General features: G+C 42.1%; 18 protein-coding genes and 2 tRNA genes. 6 read left to right on the forward strand and 14 right to left on the reverse strand.

The window, feature by feature from the left end:
* The 3 genes from QZ331_RS09865 to QZ331_RS09875 form a co-directional block, all read right to left on the reverse strand.
* Nucleotides 1–606, reverse strand: a 606-nt coding sequence (locus QZ331_RS09865; RefSeq protein ID WP_294629800.1) for a carboxypeptidase-like regulatory domain-containing protein, incomplete at its 3' end; no start/stop codon positions are given.
* A complete protein-coding gene (locus QZ331_RS09870; protein ID WP_294629802.1) occupies nt 603–1,406 on the reverse strand; it encodes a FecR domain-containing protein in 804 nt (267 codons plus the stop codon). The genes QZ331_RS09870 and QZ331_RS09865, both read right to left, overlap by 4 nt.
* A 71-nt stretch (nt 1,407–1,477) precedes the next feature.
* Nucleotides 1,478–1,993 carry an RNA polymerase sigma-70 factor gene (locus QZ331_RS09875; RefSeq protein WP_257930322.1) on the reverse strand — a complete coding sequence of 172 codons (516 nt, stop codon included), beginning with the start codon at nt 1,991–1,993 and terminating at the stop codon, nt 1,478–1,480.
* A 280-nt stretch (nt 1,994–2,273) separates the two neighbouring features.
* On the opposite strand from QZ331_RS09875, the gene QZ331_RS09880 reads away from it, so the two are divergent.
* The gene (locus QZ331_RS09880) at nt 2,274–2,486 is read left to right on the forward strand and encodes a hypothetical protein (RefSeq protein ID WP_005851865.1); all 213 of its coding nucleotides are present in this window, start codon (nt 2,274–2,276) and stop codon (nt 2,484–2,486) included.
* Between the two features lie 530 nt (nt 2,487–3,016).
* Here QZ331_RS09880 and QZ331_RS09885 read toward each other — a convergent pair.
* The 5 genes from QZ331_RS09885 to QZ331_RS09905 all read right to left on the reverse strand — a co-directional run bounded on the left by QZ331_RS09885 (nt 3,017) and on the right by QZ331_RS09905 (nt 5,932).
* A tRNA-Lys gene (locus QZ331_RS09885) sits at nt 3,017–3,089 on the reverse strand.
* 31 nt (nt 3,090–3,120) lie between these two features.
* Nucleotides 3,121–3,193: transfer RNA gene (locus QZ331_RS09890), tRNA-Lys, on the reverse strand.
* An 88-nt stretch (nt 3,194–3,281) separates the two neighbouring features.
* Entirely contained in the window at nt 3,282–4,085 is an 804-nt protein-coding gene (locus QZ331_RS09895; protein ID WP_294629808.1) for an MBL fold metallo-hydrolase, read from the reverse strand.
* 82 nt (nt 4,086–4,167) lie between these two features.
* The gene (locus QZ331_RS09900; protein WP_294629810.1) at nt 4,168–5,556 is read right to left on the reverse strand and encodes a peptide MFS transporter; all 1,389 of its coding nucleotides are present in this window, start codon (nt 5,554–5,556) and stop codon (nt 4,168–4,170) included.
* Between the two features lie 127 nt (nt 5,557–5,683).
* A complete protein-coding gene (locus QZ331_RS09905) occupies nt 5,684–5,932 on the reverse strand; it encodes a hypothetical protein (RefSeq protein WP_294629811.1) in 249 nt (82 codons plus the stop codon).
* 103 nt (nt 5,933–6,035) lie between these two features.
* Here QZ331_RS09905 and QZ331_RS09910 point away from each other — a divergent pair, with 103 nt between their 5' ends.
* Nucleotides 6,036–6,488: a DoxX family protein gene (locus tag QZ331_RS09910; RefSeq protein ID WP_294629813.1), complete on the forward strand. Its 453-nt coding sequence runs from the start codon at nt 6,036–6,038 to the stop codon at nt 6,486–6,488.
* Between the two features lie 92 nt (nt 6,489–6,580).
* Nucleotides 6,581–7,132, forward strand: coding sequence for a DUF3332 domain-containing protein (locus QZ331_RS09915; RefSeq protein ID WP_294629815.1), 552 nt, complete (start codon nt 6,581–6,583; stop codon nt 7,130–7,132).
* 83 nt (nt 7,133–7,215) lie between these two features.
* Here QZ331_RS09915 and QZ331_RS09920 read toward each other — a convergent pair whose 3' ends face one another.
* Nucleotides 7,216–9,525, reverse strand: a complete 2,310-nt coding sequence (locus QZ331_RS09920) for a BamA/TamA family outer membrane protein (protein ID WP_294629817.1) — start codon at nt 9,523–9,525, stop codon at nt 7,216–7,218.
* Nucleotides 9,526–9,660: 135 nt separating this feature from the next.
* On the opposite strand from QZ331_RS09920, the gene QZ331_RS09925 reads away from it, so the two are divergent.
* On the forward strand, nt 9,661–10,428 hold the full coding sequence (locus QZ331_RS09925; protein WP_294629819.1) for an RNA methyltransferase: 768 nt from the start codon (nt 9,661–9,663) through the stop codon (nt 10,426–10,428).
* Here the strand turns inward: QZ331_RS09925 and QZ331_RS09930 are convergent.
* The 5 genes from QZ331_RS09930 to ileS form a co-directional block, all read right to left on the reverse strand.
* On the reverse strand, nt 10,379–10,765 hold the full coding sequence (locus QZ331_RS09930) for a hypothetical protein (protein ID WP_294629821.1): 387 nt from the start codon (nt 10,763–10,765) through the stop codon (nt 10,379–10,381). The two genes, QZ331_RS09925 and QZ331_RS09930, sit on opposite strands and share 50 nt — an antisense overlap.
* 5 nt (nt 10,766–10,770) lie before the next feature.
* Nucleotides 10,771–11,847: a DUF4296 domain-containing protein gene (locus QZ331_RS09935; protein ID WP_294629823.1), complete on the reverse strand. Its 1,077-nt coding sequence runs from the start codon at nt 11,845–11,847 to the stop codon at nt 10,771–10,773.
* Entirely contained in the window at nt 11,840–12,490 is a 651-nt protein-coding gene (locus tag QZ331_RS09940) for a lipoprotein signal peptidase (RefSeq protein ID WP_294629825.1), read from the reverse strand. The genes QZ331_RS09935 and QZ331_RS09940 overlap by 8 nt, the downstream gene beginning before the upstream one ends.
* Before the next feature lie 98 nt (nt 12,491–12,588).
* Nucleotides 12,589–12,969 carry a TraR/DksA C4-type zinc finger protein gene (locus QZ331_RS09945; protein WP_294629827.1) on the reverse strand — a complete coding sequence of 127 codons (381 nt, stop codon included), beginning with the start codon at nt 12,967–12,969 and terminating at the stop codon, nt 12,589–12,591.
* Nucleotides 12,970–13,004: 35 nt separating this feature from the next.
* The gene (gene ileS / locus QZ331_RS09950; RefSeq protein WP_294629829.1) at nt 13,005–16,493 is read right to left on the reverse strand and encodes an isoleucine--tRNA ligase; all 3,489 of its coding nucleotides are present in this window, start codon (nt 16,491–16,493) and stop codon (nt 13,005–13,007) included.
* Between the two features lie 248 nt (nt 16,494–16,741).
* On the opposite strand from ileS, the gene thiD reads away from it, so the two are divergent.
* Together thiD and fabD are read left to right on the forward strand one after the other, a co-directional pair.
* A complete protein-coding gene (gene thiD / locus QZ331_RS09955; RefSeq protein ID WP_294629831.1) occupies nt 16,742–17,551 on the forward strand; it encodes a bifunctional hydroxymethylpyrimidine kinase/phosphomethylpyrimidine kinase in 810 nt (269 codons plus the stop codon).
* A 74-nt stretch (nt 17,552–17,625) separates the two neighbouring features.
* Complete coding sequence (fabD, locus tag QZ331_RS09960) at nt 17,626–18,513, forward strand: ACP S-malonyltransferase (RefSeq protein WP_294629833.1); 888 nt, start codon at nt 17,626–17,628, stop codon at nt 18,511–18,513.
* The last annotated feature ends 51 nt before the right edge of the window (nt 18,514–18,564 follow it).

Raw genomic sequence — 18,564 nt, forward strand, 5'->3', positions numbered from 1 at the left:
CGTATTCAACTGTTCTGTAGTCAAAGACACTTTGCCGGTCTGTGTCGTGCGTAAGGGAGCGTTCATGTCTGCAACCACTACCACCTCTTTCAGCGAGGTACTGCTTTCTTTCAAATAGATAACACCCTTATAATTGGAACTCAAATCCACCTCCTTCACCACATCTTGATAACCTATATAAGAAAAACGAAATTTGTGTTTCCCTTCCGGCAGCGTAATGCTGAAAAAACCATGCTCATTACTCAGCGTGCCTTTCAGCGTATTCAGATCAAGGACTGTCACATTGATGAGCGTTTCACCGCTGTTTTCACACACATATCCAGAAAAGGTATAGTGGTCGGGACGAAACAACAAGACATATTCGTTGCGGATTTCCCATTTTATACCGGTACCGTCAAAAATCCTTTTCAAGTTTTCCTGCAAAGAATTTCCGGTCAGAGGCAAGGCTTGAGGTTTGGCAGTCACCAGCGATGAGTCATACACAAAAGTTACACCATACATCCCCTGCATCAGGTCGATAGCTTTTTTCATTTCCGTCATATCCTGTTGTTGAACTTTGATACTCATACATACATAGAACAGCAACAGGGTCAGTACAATTCTCATTGTTTCTTCTTTTCAATTTTTACATTCAACACTTTTTCTATAATCTCAACAATCTCATCCAGATTTTTGTCCTTAAAGCTGGCAGTCAGCCGCCTGTCTGTCTTATTGGCAACCAATTTCACTTTGTAGAACCTTGACAATTCTTCAAGCACTTTAGGAAGAGGAGCATTGTCAAAAATGAAACTACCCGTTTTTCCTTCTTTGATTATCTGTATATCTTTTCGTTCTTCCGTCACTTCCGCTACCATGCCTCCGGTCAGAATCACAGCGTCCGGTTGCCCGATAGCCGACAATTGCACCTTTCCCGACGCGACTTGCACAATAGCTGTGCCTGCACGGCTCTCATCAACGGTAAAGACAGTACCCAATACTCTAACTTTGGAAAGTTTTCCTTCCACCGTAAACGGACGGTCATTATTATGTTTGACAGAAAATGAGACCTTTCCTTCCATATGCACCCTACGAATGGAACTTCGGTAATCTTTCTCATGGAAACGGACGGAGGAATGCGGAAACAGGGTTATGGAAGAACTATCCGGAAGCACATAATCCACGGGGTGCGAGTATGCCGTTACCTCCTTCCATACTCCGTTTTCTCGGAAACGGGGATAAATAAAAACTACGGCCAGAATGGCTGCCACCATACCTGGAAGCATCCACCAAAGACGGAAGGATTTCCGTCTCTGTTCCGTTATCTGATATTTCTCTTTGAAAGCCTTCAATGCTTTTTGCGTATCCAGCTTGTTCTTCTGATAGTGGCGCAAGACAAAATGAAGGCATTTTTCATCCGTGGTTCTCATACTCTTTTATTTTGGTTTTCGTATTAATGACTGGGATTACAGACAAATTCACCATGCGGAATTTGTGAATATTAGTTAAATAAGAATGCGTAAACTTTCTGTGTCCCTTCCCGTATCAGTCGGAGTGCCTTGCTGATGTGGTTATCCACCGTATTTACGGAAATCTGGAACTTGGCGGCTATCTCCCTGTATTTCATGCCGTCGCGTTTGTTCAGCAGGAATATCTCCCGGCAGCGTTCGGGCAAGGCATCAATGGCAGTCCACATCCGCGCTTCCCTGACCGAACGTTCCTCCGCTTCCTCATCGCTCAACGTATCTTCAAAATCGGAAGGAGAAAGATTCGGATCATATATCTCTTCTTTCTTCAGATAATCCAGACTGCGGTTGCGGGCAGTCGTATAAAGGTAGGCTTTGACATTTTCTATCTTGGCTCCACTGATACTTAATTTCTCCCATAGGATAGAAAAACTGTCTTGTACGATGTCTTCTGCAATATCCGTATCGTGAACATAGTGCAGTACGTACAAGCATAACGGGCGATAATAATATTTGAATGTTTCATCTATGTCTATCGTAAATTTATTCATGCAAATAGGGTTATTGTTCTGTGCGTTTATATAAAAAGACGCAAAATAAGGCAAAGTTCACTATATTATATTGTTAAAGAAATATAACGTACCCCCTTCCCATATACGCATAGCGGAAAATATCACGGGGTTCCTGCACTTTCCTTTCCGTTTTTCCACATTCTTTCTTTTTTCCGTCCTATATCTATCGGAAAATAAAAAATACGTTTATGGAAGAAAAGAAGTTGCGCAAGGTTTATTTGATGGTGGAGTTCGGAAAACCTTTTGCGGTAAAAAGGAGATGTATGTAGCCCTCATGGCAGAACCAACTTTTTCGCAGTTCTCCAAGTTCATGCCCGTATCCAAGAAAGACGAGGTATCGGCTATGAGAACGCTTGTCAAGGACTGCTTCATCGAAGGTGACCACGAACTGGTAAATAATAATTTCCGGTTCCTCTTCGGCTTGATGGGACAACTCACCGACTTATTATCACCCGCCAGAGCACGCTCATAAATTAATAGAATGTTGGGCGGTACGTGACGACCAGCAACATCCGGCAACAGATGATTTACACGCGTCACTACTTTCCCGGCGTCAACCAACATAAGGTGACGGACGAAGAGCCCGAACAACTTTCGGAAGAAGTACTCTGACTGTACGAACAGGTGATAATAAGTCAAATAAGCTAAGAAATAATAAAAATGTTAAATCCTCATCCTTTAGAATGTACAATTAAATTCGGACTGACCCATAATTAGTTGTAAATACTTGACATGTAAAACATTAAAAAGTAGAATTATGACAAACTTGGTTTTAGAGACCGAAGGAACATCAAAAGCTTCAAGTTGATGCCTTTGGATAAATATCTTCTTAATTGTGGATGGTGCTGTGTATATCACGTATAGCAAAATCAATAATCCACAAGTCAAAAAAGCGTTAGGCATGAGCACAACAAAAATCAAAGAATATGAATAGTGTACACAGACAGGAAAAGAGTTACCTTCCTTAAAAAAATAAGGAGGCGAAAACCTCCTTACTCTTCGTACACCCTCAGGGACTCGAACCCTGGACCCACTGATTAAGAGTCAGTTGCTCTACCAACTGAGCTAAGAGTGCAACATAAAATTTAATTGCGACTCGGAATTTGTACACCCTCAGGGACTCGAACCCTGGACCCACTGATTAAGAGTCAGTTGCTCTACCAACTGAGCTAAGAGTGCTTATTTCCTCGTTTGCGGTTGCAAAAATAGGTCTTTTATTTTATTTGACCAAACAATAATGCAGTTTTTTTACTACATTTTTTCTCTTTTATTCGAACACATAAAGTTCGGAAGGTGTATTTCGCTTTAAAGCAAGCAGTTGCACATCTTTACCAACAATAACCCCTTTGTTCTTCAATTTCCATTCTACCGTTTTAAAAGCCAACTCCGGATGATTGTTGTCTTCACTCAAATGACATAACCAAATATACTGCAAATGCTCCGTAATATTTTCCGCTAAAAACTCAGCGGTATCCAAGTTACTCATATGTCCGGTCTTACTTGTAATCCGTTCTTTCAAGTATTGGGGATAAGGTCCCATTTTAAGCATTTCTTCATCATAATTAGCTTCCAAAACCAAATAATGAGCCTTACTGATGTAGTATGCTGCCGTAGGAGTAATTTCGCCAAGGTCTGTGAGAAAAGAAAAAACTTTGCCATCTATCTCGAAACAATAGCCTACATTATCCGTACCATCGTGCGGTACTTCAAAAGACTCAATACAGAAATCCTCCAACATCATAGGCTCTTGTTTTTCCAAATAACGAACGGACGAACTGAGTTTCTCCGTCATGCAATAACTGCGGTTGATTCCTGCATGAATACGCGCCGTTGTATAAACAGGGATATTCAACTTCTCCCCCAGATGACCTACAGCCTTGATATGATCTGCATGGTCATGTGTAATAAATACGGCACGGATACTATCCATCAAGATATTAAAATCCTTTAGTGTTTTCTTTATAGTACGAATGCCAATGCCGGCATCAATCAGTATTCCATAAGTTTCAGTGCCCAGATAATAGCAGTTTCCGCTACTGCCACTTGCCAAGCTTATAAATTTTACTTTCATGTTTTACCTTCTTTATTAAAATGCAAAATGCCGTCAACTTTTACGGCAAAGTGGCGGCAAATATACATAAAAAGGAAGATATTTACTGATAAGTTTTCTTCTTTTTGTCGATGGATTCGGTGATTTTTGCAAATAATAGCAGTGCTACAGCAGCAATAAGACCAATCGCAGCAAAGTAATACCATATATAATGAGCATTGACACTTGCCGCTTCCCACGCCTCACGTGTCTCAAACAAAGCAGGGTCAGGACAATATTTTGTCAGTAGGATTCCTGCCAAGCCAAAACCAAAAATAGATGAAAGGAAAGAGTGCAGGTGGCTGAATCCCAAATACATTCCTTCTTCTCCCTTCGGGGCCTGCAAAGAGAAGTACTCCAAATAGCGGGGAGAAATAAAACACTCGGCAAGCGCCTGAACGACGATACCAGTAACCATCATCAACGTAATATTGCTTATTCCGGAAAATACATCGTTGCCGAGCAAGTTTCCGCACGCCATCAACAAAGCCGAAACAGGAATCAGGAACATTCCCACATTCATTGAAGCAATGGCACTACGTTTTGCCATCAGACGCGTAATAAAACTGACACAACATACCACCACAAAAGGATTCACATTGGCAATCCAACCCGGCTTAGCCGTTTCACCCGCCATACGAATCACATACTTCGGCATTGTAGCATAAAGTTGCTGTTGCACCATCCAAAATCCTGTGACAATCAATATGAGAATCAACAAACGCCAATTCGTTATGATTCTCATAAATCCTTGCCCGATTTCACGGATACTCTTTCCTTCTCCTGCCGTTTGAGTAGATTTATAAAGAAGAATAACAGCAAACAGAGCAGTAACAGTCATCGCCCCTGAAAAATAATTGATATAGATATAAGCCTGTTCACCAATCACATTCCGTAAAGGGTCGACAATCGTCTTACCAGTGAACGCACCTACATTCACCATCATATAAAAAATAGAATATCCACGGGCACGTGTAGCCTCTGTCGTCTCTTTGGCCACAGAAGCAGAAATAATAGATTTGATGAAAGAACCGCCTACCATCAGAACAAACAAGACAGGCACAATCATCCAACGGGAATAACTATCAGGCAAACCATTAAACTGGGTCGTCGCACCATAATTCACCAATCCGGCAGCCTCTAATAAAGTAGGCAAAACTCCCAATCCCAAATATCCGACAGATAATAAGGTAAATGCTACAATCATTGATTTCCGAAAACCGATTTTATCGGCATAAGCACCGGAAAAAATAGGAAGCAGATATAATCCTCCGGAGAAAAGTCCGGAAATCATACTTGCTTCAAAATCATTAAAACCTAAAATGGAAGAAAGATAAATAGTGAGAACGATAAAAACGGCATAATACGCCATACGTTCAAACAGTTCGACTGTGTTGCTGACCCAAAAAGCTCTCGTAAAGCCTTTGGCAGCACGCTGAGGGGAATTGTTCATGTATTGATAATTTTATTAAAATGTTAATTCGGAACAAAGATACATTTTTTTAGTTTACTGTCCGTATTCTTGTCTAAAATTAAGTATAAAAACTCACCGCCATCTATTTATCTTCCCTACTCCTGATTTATCCTTGTTTATTCTCCCATTTTTCCCGGAATTCCCATAATTGTTCAATAATGGGATGAAAAGTAGAGTTCTCCCAATTTCTGCCAATCATTGCAATCAACGATTCCAAATACTGTTTACCGTTAATGATGGCAGTACACTGATTAAGCTGATATTTTTCAGTCGGATAATTTTTAGTTTCAATCATCTTCTTCGCCCAGTCCAACAATTCCTGGACAGATTCATTATCATAAGTATGTTGTGCCATATTTATCTATATTTCCGGCAAAGATATAAAGTTTATTTATTCATGAGAACAAACCGAAGATATTTTACGTTAAATAGGAATGAACTTAAAAACAGAACAATTTATGATTTACAATTTTTTATTTCCCACAAAGCCCAATGCTACAAAAGTATCTTTGTTATTGTTAGCAGTCCGAATCATCTTCGGTATCTTATTAATGAATCATGGTATTCAAAAATGGAGCAGTTTTCAGGAACTATCGGCAACTTTTCCCGATCCTTTGGGAATAGGAAGCCCCATATCACTCGGATTAGCGATTTTTGCCGAGCTTGTATGTTCTATGGCCTTCATTATCGGATTCTTATACCGGCTGGCGATGATTCCGATGATTTTCACAATGATTATAGCTTTCTTTGTAGTCCACACCAATGACGTATTTGCCGTTAAAGAACTGGCCTTCGTCTATTTGGTTGTATTTACAATCATATATATTGTCGGTCCGGGAAAGTTTTCAATAGACCACATTATCGGAAACGAATTACTACGGCGAAAATCCACTTCATACAAAAAACAATAAGAATAACGTTGGATTGATAAAAAAAATATTATATTTGCATCTATCAAAAAGAGAGCACATAAATATTTATTATTAATCAAAAACATTTTGATATGAAAAGAGGGAAACTGTCTTTAATCGCAGTAATACTTAGCGGCAGTCTGCTATTTAGTTCTTGCGTAGGTTCATTCGGATTATTCAATCGTTTATCTTCCTGGAACCAATCTGTTGGAAACAAATTTGTAAACGAACTTGTATTTTTGGCTTTGAACATTATTCCGGTTTACGGAGTAGCTTATATGGCGGACGCTTTAGTTATCAACTCTATTGAGTTCTGGAGCGGTTCTAATCCGATGGCCAATGTAGGTGACGTGAAAAAGGTAAAAGGAGAAAACGGCAATTACTTAGTGAAAACATTAGAAAATGGTTATTCAATCACGAAAGAAGGTGAAACTGCTTCTATAGATTTGATTTACAACGAAGAAGCCAACATTTGGAATGTTGTAGCAAACGGCGAAAGCGCAGAACTGATAAAGATGAACAACGACGGTACTGCCGACTTATTCTTACCAAACGGTGAAAAAATGAACGTAACTCTGGATGCTCAAGGCATGATGGCAGCCCGTCAAATTGCAACAGGCAACCTTATGTATGCAGCCCGTTAAGAAACAACAGACAAAAAGCAAATAAAAAGGAGATGAAACCTGCCGAAGCGAGTTTCATCTCCTTTTTCCTTATCATCCGTTACTCAGAAAGGATATCCCACCGCAAAATGAAATGCAAAATCACGACTGAATTTAGGATGAATAATCGGAAAATGTTCTCTCTTTGTCTCGAAAGCAGGATTGATAGCTTTCATACCTCCATCAAACCGAAGAATGAAGAAATCCAAGTCAAGCCGCAGACCTAACCCGTAAGCCACCGCTATCTGTTTATAGAACTTATCGAACTCGAAAACCCCTCCCGGCTGATTAGCATAATTTCTGATTGTCCAAATATTACCGGCATCTACAAATACCGCTCCTTGAAATTTCCAGAATAATTTGCTCCGATACTCAATACTGGCATCCAGCTTAATATCGCCGGATTGATCCAGCATATTCCCGTTTCCTGCAAAAGTCCCCGGTCCCAAATCACGTACCGACCATCCACGGACACTATTAGCACCACCCGAGAAATATTGCTTTTCAAACGGAATAGTTTTCGCATTCCCGTAAGGAACAGCAACTCCTGCACCAATATGGAATGCAACTGAATTGCGATGGTCTATTCTTACATTTTTGGCAAAATCCAATTCTCCTTTAAGATATTGGGCATAAGGAATCCCCAATATGGCATACTCACCATTCTCGTTTTTACGAATATTCGTCGCCTTAGATAAGGCATACAGCACATTTCCGGCAGACTCGAAATTAAAACGGACAGAATACGAATTGGCAGCAATTGTATTATTGACGACAGATCCGCCTACACTATTGTAATTATAGCTATATCCCATATTTACAATCAGACGGTCTTGATAATTATACTGAAAAACCTGATTCTGTCCTTTATTGATATAATCTTCTTTGAACCGTTCGGAAATACGCGGCAAATAAAGGAATCCGATATTTATCAGATCGAGACGATGCTGTATTCTTTGGCGTTGAATCCATTTATAACTCCAGTTGGCAGAAGCCATCGTACGCAGAAACTCAGGGCGCATCTGATAATTATACTGTAATCCGAACTCTGTAGTAGCACGGATTTTCCTCTTAAAGTCCGAAGAAAGAAAAGGGAACAGGAAATTAGGGAAATTGACGCTTGTCTCTACTCCATATTCTGTATAATTGTTATTTGAATAACCTGCCTGAAGACCGGAAATCACTTCATAAGCGCCACGAAACTTTATCATAAAAGTCTCCGATCCCCGAAAAAGATTGCGGTTTTGAAAAGAAACGGAAGCCGCTGCCCCCAAGTCGCCGGCAGAATTCGTTCCTTCTACCTCAAAAGCGATGGATTTATGTTTGCTCTTGGTCAGCATCACATAACAATCGAGCTTTGTTGAATCGCCTACCTGGGTTTCGACAAAACGAATATTGGTATATTTCAATGCCGACAGGCGTCCGAAATTAGAATATGTCTGCTGTATGCGCCTTTCATTAAACAAATCTCCGGGTTTAAAACGAAGATTGTCCACCAGTACCTTAGGGCGCAGATAAAGTTTGTCTTTGTAATAAATCGGATATCCCTTATAATGAACGGAATCGTTAATTTCGACACTGCTCATTGCAGAAGACTGCAAGACATCATAATCTGCGATGAAATTAACTTTATTTATCCAATATTGCCGGTGTATTCCCGCAGAATCACTTACATGACTTTTATACGGCTGCAAGGATTGAGTCAAATCCACACGATACGTATTGCGGGTGGTATCGGCTGTATATCCGATATAGTCCTTGTTGAATTTATAATAACCATTCCGCAACAGCCTGTCCGTAATACGCTGCCTGTCCGCATCCAAGACATTGACATCAAAATACATTCCTTCCTTTAATAAGTTTGCGGCTGAATCTTCCTTCAAGATACCGGCTATTGTAGGGTCGTCTATGTCATATTTAATAGAACGGACAATGTATGGTTTTCCTGCCGTCACGTCATAATACAGTTTCAGCTTTTTCTTTTTTACCTTCACTGAGCGTTTCACTGTCGCTGCCATGTATCCCATGTTATGCACAGCTTTCGTAATCTCTTCTTCCGAACGTGAAGCGTCTTCCTCGCTGTATATCACCGGAGCATCCCCTATTCTTCGCAGAAACTTATTCCCCCACCTGGTAGAATCACGCCCCGAAAGATTGTAGACATAAAGCTGCGTCTTAATCAGGCTAAACCATTTGGCATTGGGATTCTGGCGGACATACATACGCAAAGAAGAAGGGCGGATATCTTTCTGATCCGTACGAATCATGACCTCATCCAACAAATAAGAGCCATCCGGCACAAACTTAGTGGCAGTGCACGAAGCAAATGTCAAGACAGTAGCGGAAGCAATCAAAAAAAGGAAATTTCTCCTCATACGGTTCTTACATCAATAATATCAAAAAATACGATTACAAAGATAAATTATATTTTCTGCATCGGAAAATAAATTAAGAAAAAGAGGAGACAGATTGAAAATATCTTTATAGCTTTGCAACTTAATATCAGATTTATGACATCATTAAGCAAAAACAAAATAAAGTATATCCACTCGCTGGAACAGAAGAAGATACGTAAGGAAGAAGGAGTTTTCCTTGCCGAAGGTCCTAAGTTGGTAGGCGACTTGCTCGAACATTTTCCCTGTCGTTTTTTGGTTGCCACTTCATTATGGCTTCAAAAACATACGGATATCCGTGCCAATGAGATTGTGGAAGTTTCTCAGGAAGAACTTTCCCGTGCCAGTTTGCTGAAAACACCCCAACAAGTACTCGCCGTTTTTGAACAACCTTCATATACTCTCCGTCCGGAAGTAGTCCGCCACTCTCTTTGTCTGGCATTGGACGGCGTTCAAGACCCCGGAAATTTAGGAACCATCATCCGGCTGGCCGACTGGTTCGGTATCGAGCATATTATCTGTTCGCCGAACACGGTAGACGTCTACAATCCCAAAACCGTGCAGGCCACTATGGGTGGAATTGCACGGGTAAAAATACATTATACGGCTCTTCCTGATTTTATCCGCTCGCTCGGAGATGATATTCCCGTATTCGGGACTTTCTTAGACGGGAAAAATATGTATGAACAACCGCTATCCCCCAACGGTTTGATTGTCATGGGAAATGAAGGAAACGGTATAGGAGAAGAAGTGGAGAATTTAATCAGCCGAAAACTATACATTCCCAATTATCCGCAAGGGCAGGAAACGTCCGAATCACTCAATGTAGCCATCGCTACCGCAGTAATCTGTGCCGAGTTCCGCCGACAGGCTGCATGGAAATAAAATCGAAGGGATAGAACAGATAAGGAAACAGGGCTTCTCCTCTTTTTGAAGCCTCTTCAAGAAACTCATTCAAACATTGGGAAGATTGGATGAAAACATTGGAAAGATTGGATGGAAACATTGGGATGTTTTTTAAAATCATCCCAGTGTTTTTTATCTCCTCCATCCGGCTTGCAGAGAGCAGTGCGATAACCCCCGGCATCCATTCGACAGATTCAATTTCTTCCGTCAATGGGAAGATACGCCGGACAACACCTTCGTCATTTATCTCCACTACCTGCTGTTTCATGTATCCGACATCAGGTATCAGCAAATAATGAGATGCAAATCGTTTCATAAGGATTAGCGGGTTTGATTTCTTTGCTGTTGTCTTTTACGCTGGCTCATCTGCCGCTCTTTTCTTTGTTCCAGCCTTTCCTGCCGGATGTGCTGTTCGACTTCAATCTGTTCCGGCTTCTTCTCACGGTGGCTTCCGGTACGCCGACGATTCATCTTGTCCGGTGCCAAACGTTGGATATCTCCTTTGTTCTCCTCCACTGCCTTATGCAAAGAATCAGTTTTTTCTTTACCGGACAATTCTTTCAGAGAATCCACCCATAAAGTTTCTATCTTATTCAAAGAATCACGAACCGCAAAAGGAAGTGTGTCCGTACAATGATAACGAATCATGGAAAAGCGGTCGGCCAACAATGCTCCTGCCTTTACCTTCTTCTCCACCGGATAATAAATGAAACCTTTTATCTCCTTCATTTCTCCCAACGTGTCTGCATACAGACGAATCTGCCGGATACCCGGTTCGGACACTGTTTCCCAATGGCTGACCGTATCCTTTTCATAGATTACCTGCATCGCCATCATAACGAATCTCGAAGAGTCGGCAAGCACCGGTTCAAGGAACCGATAATTCACTTCCCACACCAAAGTATCCCGTTCTTTGTAGTTAGAATCCGTCGGCAAAACGAATAGATAGCGGTTATTCATCGTTTCGCCGGTCAGGCGCACCATACGTTGCCACGGCCATACATCAATACTGTCGCCAGATTGGGTCATTTTCGGTTTCTTGTCGCGTTTGGCAATCAGGTCATTGACGAGTTCCTGTTCGTCTTTCAAACGTTTCCGCACCTTATCGTAAACTTTCGACAGCACTTCCGTGTTGCGTGTGTACCACACCATAGACGAATCGAACACAGCCTGCGTAGTACCATGCTTTTTAAAAACAGCATAGATATACAATGTTTTCTTATAATTCTCACTGTAAGCAAGGTTGTCGCCCATAGATTTCGCCAGGTGATAATCATACAGCAGGCTCTCCATCTTCGACTCCGAAATTACATCATCGGGCCTTTTCACTTTACACCCGGCTACTGCAAACGCAAGTATGCAGCCAAGACACAGATGAAACCGAAATTTATTATTCATGTGCCGCACTTTCTTTTTTATCTTTGTCTGGTTGATAAGCCTCATTCAGATATTTGCTATAGAAGAGCAACAAAGCAATGATACCGCAACTGATGGCAGCATCGGCAAAGTTGAAAATCGGACTGAAGAATATAAAATGTTCCCCACCCACAAACGGCATCCATGCAGGCCAGTTCGTTTCTATAATCGGGAAATAAAACATATCGACTACTTTACCGTAGAACCAGGTAGAATATCCCCCACCCTCGGGCATAAATGAAGCAATCTGCGAATGCGTACTTTCGTTGAAAATCACTCCATAGAATACACTGTCGATAATATTGCCCAATGCTCCGGTCAGAATCAAGGCAACACAAACGATGTATCCGGTTTTAAAGCCTTTCTTTACGATTTTATAGAGATACCAGCCTATCAACGCCACAGCCACGATACGGAAGGTGGTCAGAAATAATTTTCCAAAGATTTCCATCCCGAAAGCCATCCCGTTGTTTTCGGTGAAGTAAATATAAAACCAATCTGTCACACGCTTGCTCTGGTGCCAATACATATGAGTCTTAATCCAGATTTTTATGAACTGGTCGATAATCAATACGGAAAAGATAACAAGAAGGGTGATTCTCCCCTTCGTAAATAGTTTCTTCATGTGTTCATTCTAAATTAAACATAACGAGCTACAAGTGCCGTGCGTAAACTTTGCGCAGCTACTTGTAGCCCGTCACTCGTAGCTTGTGTAGCTATCTGTTATTTTTTACCACTGTTTTTTGCCTCAATACTCAATGTAGCGTGAGGGACAGCACGCAAACGCTCAGCCGGAATCAGTTTGCCTGTTTCGCGGCAAATACCGTAAGTCTTGTTTTCGATACGTACCAAAGCTGCCTGCAATCCTTGTATAAACTTCAACTGGCGTTGCGCCAAGCGGGTTGTTTCTTCCTTAGAAAGCGTATTAGCTCCTTCTTCCAACACTTTGTATGTAGGAGATGTATCATCGGTATCATTTCCGTCCAAGCCCATCAAACTGTTCTTCAACTGCTCGTAATCACGTTGAGCCAATTCCAGTTTCTCTTTGATGATGGCACGGAACTCTTCAAGTTCCGCATCAGAGTATCTCGTCTTTTCTGTCATAATCTTGCAATTTAAAAAGGTTAATCAATATCGTATTAGTCTTTCACCACATTCACGAACAGAGAGAAGTCGTCAAAGCTAAGTTCCGTACCGTCTTTTACTTCATCCACAAGTTCCAAAGATGTGCCTAAAACTTGGTTACAAATATAAGTATTATATTCTTTTACCGCATCATCCGTTTGCGTATTTTTCGAGATTGTTATTTTTATTTTGTCTGTAATCTCAAATCCGCTCGACTTGCGTATATTCTGAATACGGTTCACCAGTTCGCGGGCAATACCCTCGCGGCGTAACTCCTCAGTAACAGTTACTTCGAGTGCCACTGTCAGCTTGCCTTCGTTAGCTACCAGCCAGCCCGGGATATCTTCACTGAAGATTTCGACATCCGCTGCCTCAATTACAGCTTCCGCCCCTTCCAGGTTCAACGTATATTTTCCGTTCTTTTCCAGTTCGGCGATTGCTTCCTGCGGCATTCCGGCAACAGCAGCGGCTACCGCCTTCATCTGTTTTCCGAATTTCGGGCCAAGTTTTTTAAAATCACATTTCACTTTCTTCACCAACACGCCGGCGGCACCGTCGACAAACTTGACTTCCTTGATATTCACTTCGTTCATAATCAAGTTCTTCACAGCTTCGATATGAGCCTTCTGCTCTTCGTCCACCACCGGAACCATGATGCATTGCAACGGCTGACGCACCTTGATATTTACCTTACGACGCAGTGCCAATACCATCGACGTAACATCCTGTGCCATCTGCATACGGGCTTCCAGTTCTTTGTCTATCATCTCTTCCTTACATTCCGGGAATTTGGCCAAATGTACGGAAACTACGTTGTCGCGTCCTGTTGCAGCGATTAAGTCTGTATACAACCGGTCGGCATAGAACGGTGAGATGGGAGACATCAATTTGGCAACTGTTTCGAGACAGGTGTACAGTGTTTGATATGCAGACAATTTATCTTGTGTAAATTCGCCGCCCCAGAAACGTTTGCGGTTCAGACGAACATACCAATTGGACAGATTGTCATTCACAAAGTCGGAAATCAAACGTCCTGCCTTTGTCGGTTCGTATTCATTATAACAAGTATCTACTTCTTTAATTAAAGTATTCAATACAGACAATATCCAACGGTCGATTTCGGGACGTTCTTTCATCGGTACGTCAGCTTCTTTATATTCAAATCCGTCGACGTTGGCATAAAGCGCGAAGAACGAATAGGTGTTGTATAAAGTACCGAAGAATTTGCGGCGGACTTCTTCCACTCCTTCCACATCAAATTTCAGGTTGTCCCACGGAGAAGAGTTGGTTATCATATACCAACGCAACGGGTCGGAACCGTACTTTTCGATTGTAGCGAAGGGGTCGACAGCATTGTTCAAACGCTTGGACATCTTGTTGCCGTTTTTGTCAAGCACCAGTCCGTTGGAGATTACAGTCTTGTAGGACACGCTATCAAATACCATTGTAGCAATGGCGTGCAGCGTGAAGAACCAACCGCGCGTCTGGTCTACTCCTTCTGCGATGAAGTCGGCCGGATATACCATACGGTTGTCCAACAGTTCTTTATTCTCGAACGGATAATGAATCTGCGCATAAGGCATCGCACCCGAATCGAACCAAACATCAATCAAGTCAGATTCACGTTTCATCGGCTGACCGTCTTTCGATACCAATATAACATCATCTACATAAGGACGGTGAAGGTCAATCTTATCATAGTTTTCTTCGGTATATTCGCCCGGAACAAAGCCTTTGTCCTTGTACGGATTGGATTTCATGAATCCGGCAGCCACCGATTTTTCTATTTCGTTGTAAAGTTCTTCTACAGACTCAATGCACTTTTCGTCCGTACCGTCTTCCGTACGCCAAATCGGCAACGGGGTTCCCCAATAGCGTGAACGGCTGAGGTTCCAGTCATTCAGATTTTCCAACCACTTGCCGAAACGGCCTGTACCCGTAGATTCCGGTTTCCAGTTGATTGTTTTATTAAGTTCAATCATGCGTTCCTTGCAAGCCGTGGAGCGGATAAACCAGCTATCCAACGGATAGTAAAGAACCGGTTTGTCCGTACGCCAGCAATGCGGATAGTTGTGGATATGTTTCTCTATCTTGAAGGCTTTGTTGCTTGCTTTCATCATCATGGCAATCACAATATCCAAAGATTCGGCAGCTTGTGCGGCTTTCTCATCGTATTTGCCATCTACCATGAATTGAGGGTCGTAGGCGTTTTTCACCCATGCGCCCTGATACTCCTTGTATCGGTCGACATCGACACATTCTTTTACGAAAGTCTCGTCCAGTTCGTCCAGCAGATAGAATTTACCTGTCAGGTCTACCATCGGGCGGGTTTCTCCTCTCTTATTTATCATAAACAGCGACGGGATGCCTGCGGCGCGTGCCACATTGGCGTCGTCTGCGCCAAAAGTCGGCGCAATGTGAACGATACCCGTACCGTCTTCCGTAGTCACATAATCGCCCGGTATAACACGGAAGGCTTTATCGCTGGCTTTCCAAGTGCCGTTTTCCAATACTTCGACGGGTTTTACCCAGGGAATCAGTTGTTCGTATTCCATGCCTACCAAATCGGCCCCTTTGTATTCGGCAATGACTTTAAACGGCACAAGTTTATCTCCGGGCTTGTAATCTTCCAGATTCAAGTCGGCAGCTTTTGCATTGAAATGTGCGTTCAACAAAGTTTTTGCCAAAACAACCGTGATAGGTTCTCCAGTATAAGCATTGTAAGACTGCACAGCCACATAGTCAATTTTCGGTCCTACACAAAGCGCCGTATTTGAAGGTAATGTCCACGGAGTAGTTGTCCATGCTATGAAATAGGGAGTCCCCCACTCTGCCATCTCCGGTTTGGGATTCTTCATCTTGAACTGTGCAACGACAGTCGTATCTTTCACATCACGATAACAGCCCGGCTGATTCAACTCATGTGAACTCAATCCTGTTCCGGCAGCCGGAGAATAGGGTTGGATGGTATATCCTTTATACAACAATCCTTTTTTGTACAATTGTTTCAGCAGCCACCACAGTGTTTCAATATAGCGGTTGTCATAGGTGATATAAGGATGTTTCATATCCACCCAATATCCCATCTGATGAGTCAGGTCTTCCCACTCTTTCGTATATTTCATCACATCTTTCCGGCAGGCGGCGTTATAATCGGCAACAGAGATTTTCTTACCGATGTCTTCCTTTGTGATACCCAAAGCCTTTTCCACACTCAGTTCCACAGGCAATCCGTGTGTATCCCATCCGGCTTTACGCTTCACTTGATAGCCTTTCATGGTTTTATAACGGCAGAAAATATCTTTAATCGTACGAGCCATTACATGGTGAATACCCGGCATACCGTTAGCCGAGGGTGGGCCTTCGAAAAATACAAATGAAGGACAACCATCACGTTCTGTCATACTCTTGGCGAAAACCTGGTTTTCGTCCCATTTCTTCAGCACATCTTTGTTTACCTGTGAAAGGTCAAATTGCGAATACTCGGTAAATCTCTTACTCATAGCTATATCTGTGATTTTACTATTTTACACTTTAAGGGGTATCCCCGTTTTTAAAGGCGCAAATTTACAAAAACATTTGTTTAGTTAGGCAAAAAGCTATGACTTTTAATCAGAATCATACAAAGTTGATGATTATAAGCGGCTAAATGAATGAGGACAAGAATACTTATTGTATATGAAACGTATATCATTTTGTACGACATCATTTTTTATTCTATCTTTGCCGGACAACTATTTAAAAAACTAAAATGGAACGTCATCCAGTCATTTTATCCATTGCCGGTTCCGATTGTTCGGGTGGTGCAGGTATTCAGGCAGATATAAAGACTATCTCAGCTTTGGGAGGATATGCAGCATCGGCAATCACCGCAGTCACCGTGCAAAACACGTTGGGAGTTAGTGCCGTGCAGGCTATATCTCCCGAAATTGTATGTGGACAAATAGAGGCTGTAATGGAAGACCTTCGGCCTGTTGCTATAAAAATAGGTATGGTACATGATATTCAGATTGTCCGTGTCATTTCCGATTGTCTGAAAAAGTACAGGCCGGAATATGTCGTGTACGACCCTGTAATGGTATCTACCAGCGGACGAAAGTTGATGACCGATGAAACGATAGAAGAGATAAAAAAGGGGTTGATATCATTCGTTACTCTAATAACGCCTAATATCGATGAAGCAACTGTACTTACAGGTAAAAGCATCCGCGACATTCGGGAGATGCAGGAAGCAGCTAAGATATGGACGGATAATTTTCATACCGACATATTAATAAAAGGCGGGCATTTGGAAGGTGACATCATGTTCGACCTTCTATGTACTACTGAATTTATGCATATATATAAAGAGAGAAAAATAGAAAGCAGCAATCTGCACGGAACCGGCTGTACCCTCTCCTCTGCCATTGCTACCTGCCTGGCAAAAGGCTACCCGATACAGAAATCTATCCAATGTGCAAAAACTTACATCACTGAGGCTATTATGGCAGGAAAGGAATTGCATATTGGCAACGGCAACGGTCCGCTATGGCATTTTCCCGACTCCATTGCACAAATATAGGCATTTTGTGCGACCGTATCATAAAAATCCGTAACTTTGCATCCGCAATTAAAAATCAATTAAATAATAAAAATATGAAAGCATTTGTATTTCCCGGTCAAGGCGCCCAATTCGTTGGAATGGGTAAAGACCTGTATGAAAACTCAGCTTTAGCAAAAGAATTGTTTGAAAAAGCAAATGATATTCTCGGATATCGCATTACAGATATCATGTTCAACGGTACAGACGAAGACCTTCGTCAGACAAAAGTAACTCAACCTGCCGTATTCCTTCATTCTGTTATCTCTGCTCTTTGCATGGGCGACGATTTCCAGCCGGAAATGACAGCAGGACACTCCCTCGGTGAATTTTCTGCTTTGGTAGCTGCCGGAGCCTTGAGCTTTGAAGATGGCTTGAAACTTGTTTACGCACGTGCAATGGCTATGCAGAAGGCTTGTGAAGCAACTCCTTCCACAATGGCTGCCATCATCGCATTGCCGGATGAGAAAATAGAAGAAATCTGCGCTTCTGTAAATGCAGAAGGTGAAGTTTGTGTACCTGCCAACTACAACTGTCCGGGACAAGTCGTTATCTCAGGCTCCATACCGGGTATCGAAAAGGCTTGCGAACTGATGAAGGCTGCGGGAGCAAAACGTGCCCTTCCGTTGAAAGTGGGCGGCGCTTTCCACTCTCCGTTGATGAATCCTGCTAAAGTAGAGTTGGAGGCAGCCATTAAAGCTACAGAAATCCATACTCCCAAATGTCCGGTATATCAGAATGTAGATGCTCTTCCTCATACCGACCCTGCAGAAATCAAGAAGAATCTGGTTGCCCAGTTGACTGCTTCCGTACGCTGGACTCAATCGGTGAAAAATATGGTTGCCGACGGTGCTACCGATTTCACAGAATGCGGTCCGGGCGCAGTACTTCAAGGTCTGATTAAAAAGATAGACAATACTGTCAATGCTCACGGCATTGCATAAACGTCACTAAATAACATAATAAAAGAAGTGCGTGCTGGTTTTGTCCAACAC

This window comes from uncultured Bacteroides sp., from assembly GCF_910586915.1.
GTDB lineage: Bacteria > Bacteroidota > Bacteroidia > Bacteroidales > Bacteroidaceae > Bacteroides.

Bases quoted from the DNA above. Each gene is read 5' to 3' on its own strand.
- QZ331_RS09935 (WP_294629823.1), bottom strand. From the start codon at position 11,847: ATGAATAATAAATTTCGGTTTCATCTGTGTCTTGGCTGCATACTTGCG.
- fabD (WP_294629833.1), top strand. From the start codon at position 17,626: ATGAAAGCATTTGTATTTCCCGGTCAAGGCGCCCAATTCGTTGGAATG.
- QZ331_RS09900 (WP_294629810.1), bottom strand. From the start codon at position 5,556: ATGAACAATTCCCCTCAGCGTGCTGCCAAAGGCTTTACGAGAGCTTTT.
- QZ331_RS09880 (WP_005851865.1), top strand. From the start codon at position 2,274: ATGTATGTAGCCCTCATGGCAGAACCAACTTTTTCGCAGTTCTCCAAG.
- QZ331_RS09875 (WP_257930322.1), bottom strand. From the start codon at position 1,993: ATGAATAAATTTACGATAGACATAGATGAAACATTCAAATATTATTAT.
- QZ331_RS09920 (WP_294629817.1), bottom strand. From the start codon at position 9,525: ATGAGGAGAAATTTCCTTTTTTTGATTGCTTCCGCTACTGTCTTGACA.
- QZ331_RS09895 (WP_294629808.1), bottom strand. From the start codon at position 4,085: ATGAAAGTAAAATTTATAAGCTTGGCAAGTGGCAGTAGCGGAAACTGC.
- thiD (WP_294629831.1), top strand. From the start codon at position 16,742: ATGGAACGTCATCCAGTCATTTTATCCATTGCCGGTTCCGATTGTTCG.
- QZ331_RS09910 (WP_294629813.1), top strand. From the start codon at position 6,036: ATGATTTACAATTTTTTATTTCCCACAAAGCCCAATGCTACAAAAGTA.
- QZ331_RS09930 (WP_294629821.1), bottom strand. From the start codon at position 10,765: ATGAAACGATTTGCATCTCATTATTTGCTGATACCTGATGTCGGATAC.
- QZ331_RS09925 (WP_294629819.1), top strand. From the start codon at position 9,661: ATGACATCATTAAGCAAAAACAAAATAAAGTATATCCACTCGCTGGAA.
- ileS (WP_294629829.1), bottom strand. From the start codon at position 16,493: ATGAGTAAGAGATTTACCGAGTATTCGCAATTTGACCTTTCACAGGTA.
- QZ331_RS09940 (WP_294629825.1), bottom strand. From the start codon at position 12,490: ATGAAGAAACTATTTACGAAGGGGAGAATCACCCTTCTTGTTATCTTT.
- QZ331_RS09915 (WP_294629815.1), top strand. From the start codon at position 6,581: ATGAAAAGAGGGAAACTGTCTTTAATCGCAGTAATACTTAGCGGCAGT.
- QZ331_RS09905 (WP_294629811.1), bottom strand. From the start codon at position 5,932: ATGGCACAACATACTTATGATAATGAATCTGTCCAGGAATTGTTGGAC.
- QZ331_RS09870 (WP_294629802.1), bottom strand. From the start codon at position 1,406: ATGAGAACCACGGATGAAAAATGCCTTCATTTTGTCTTGCGCCACTAT.
- QZ331_RS09945 (WP_294629827.1), bottom strand. From the start codon at position 12,969: ATGACAGAAAAGACGAGATACTCTGATGCGGAACTTGAAGAGTTCCGT.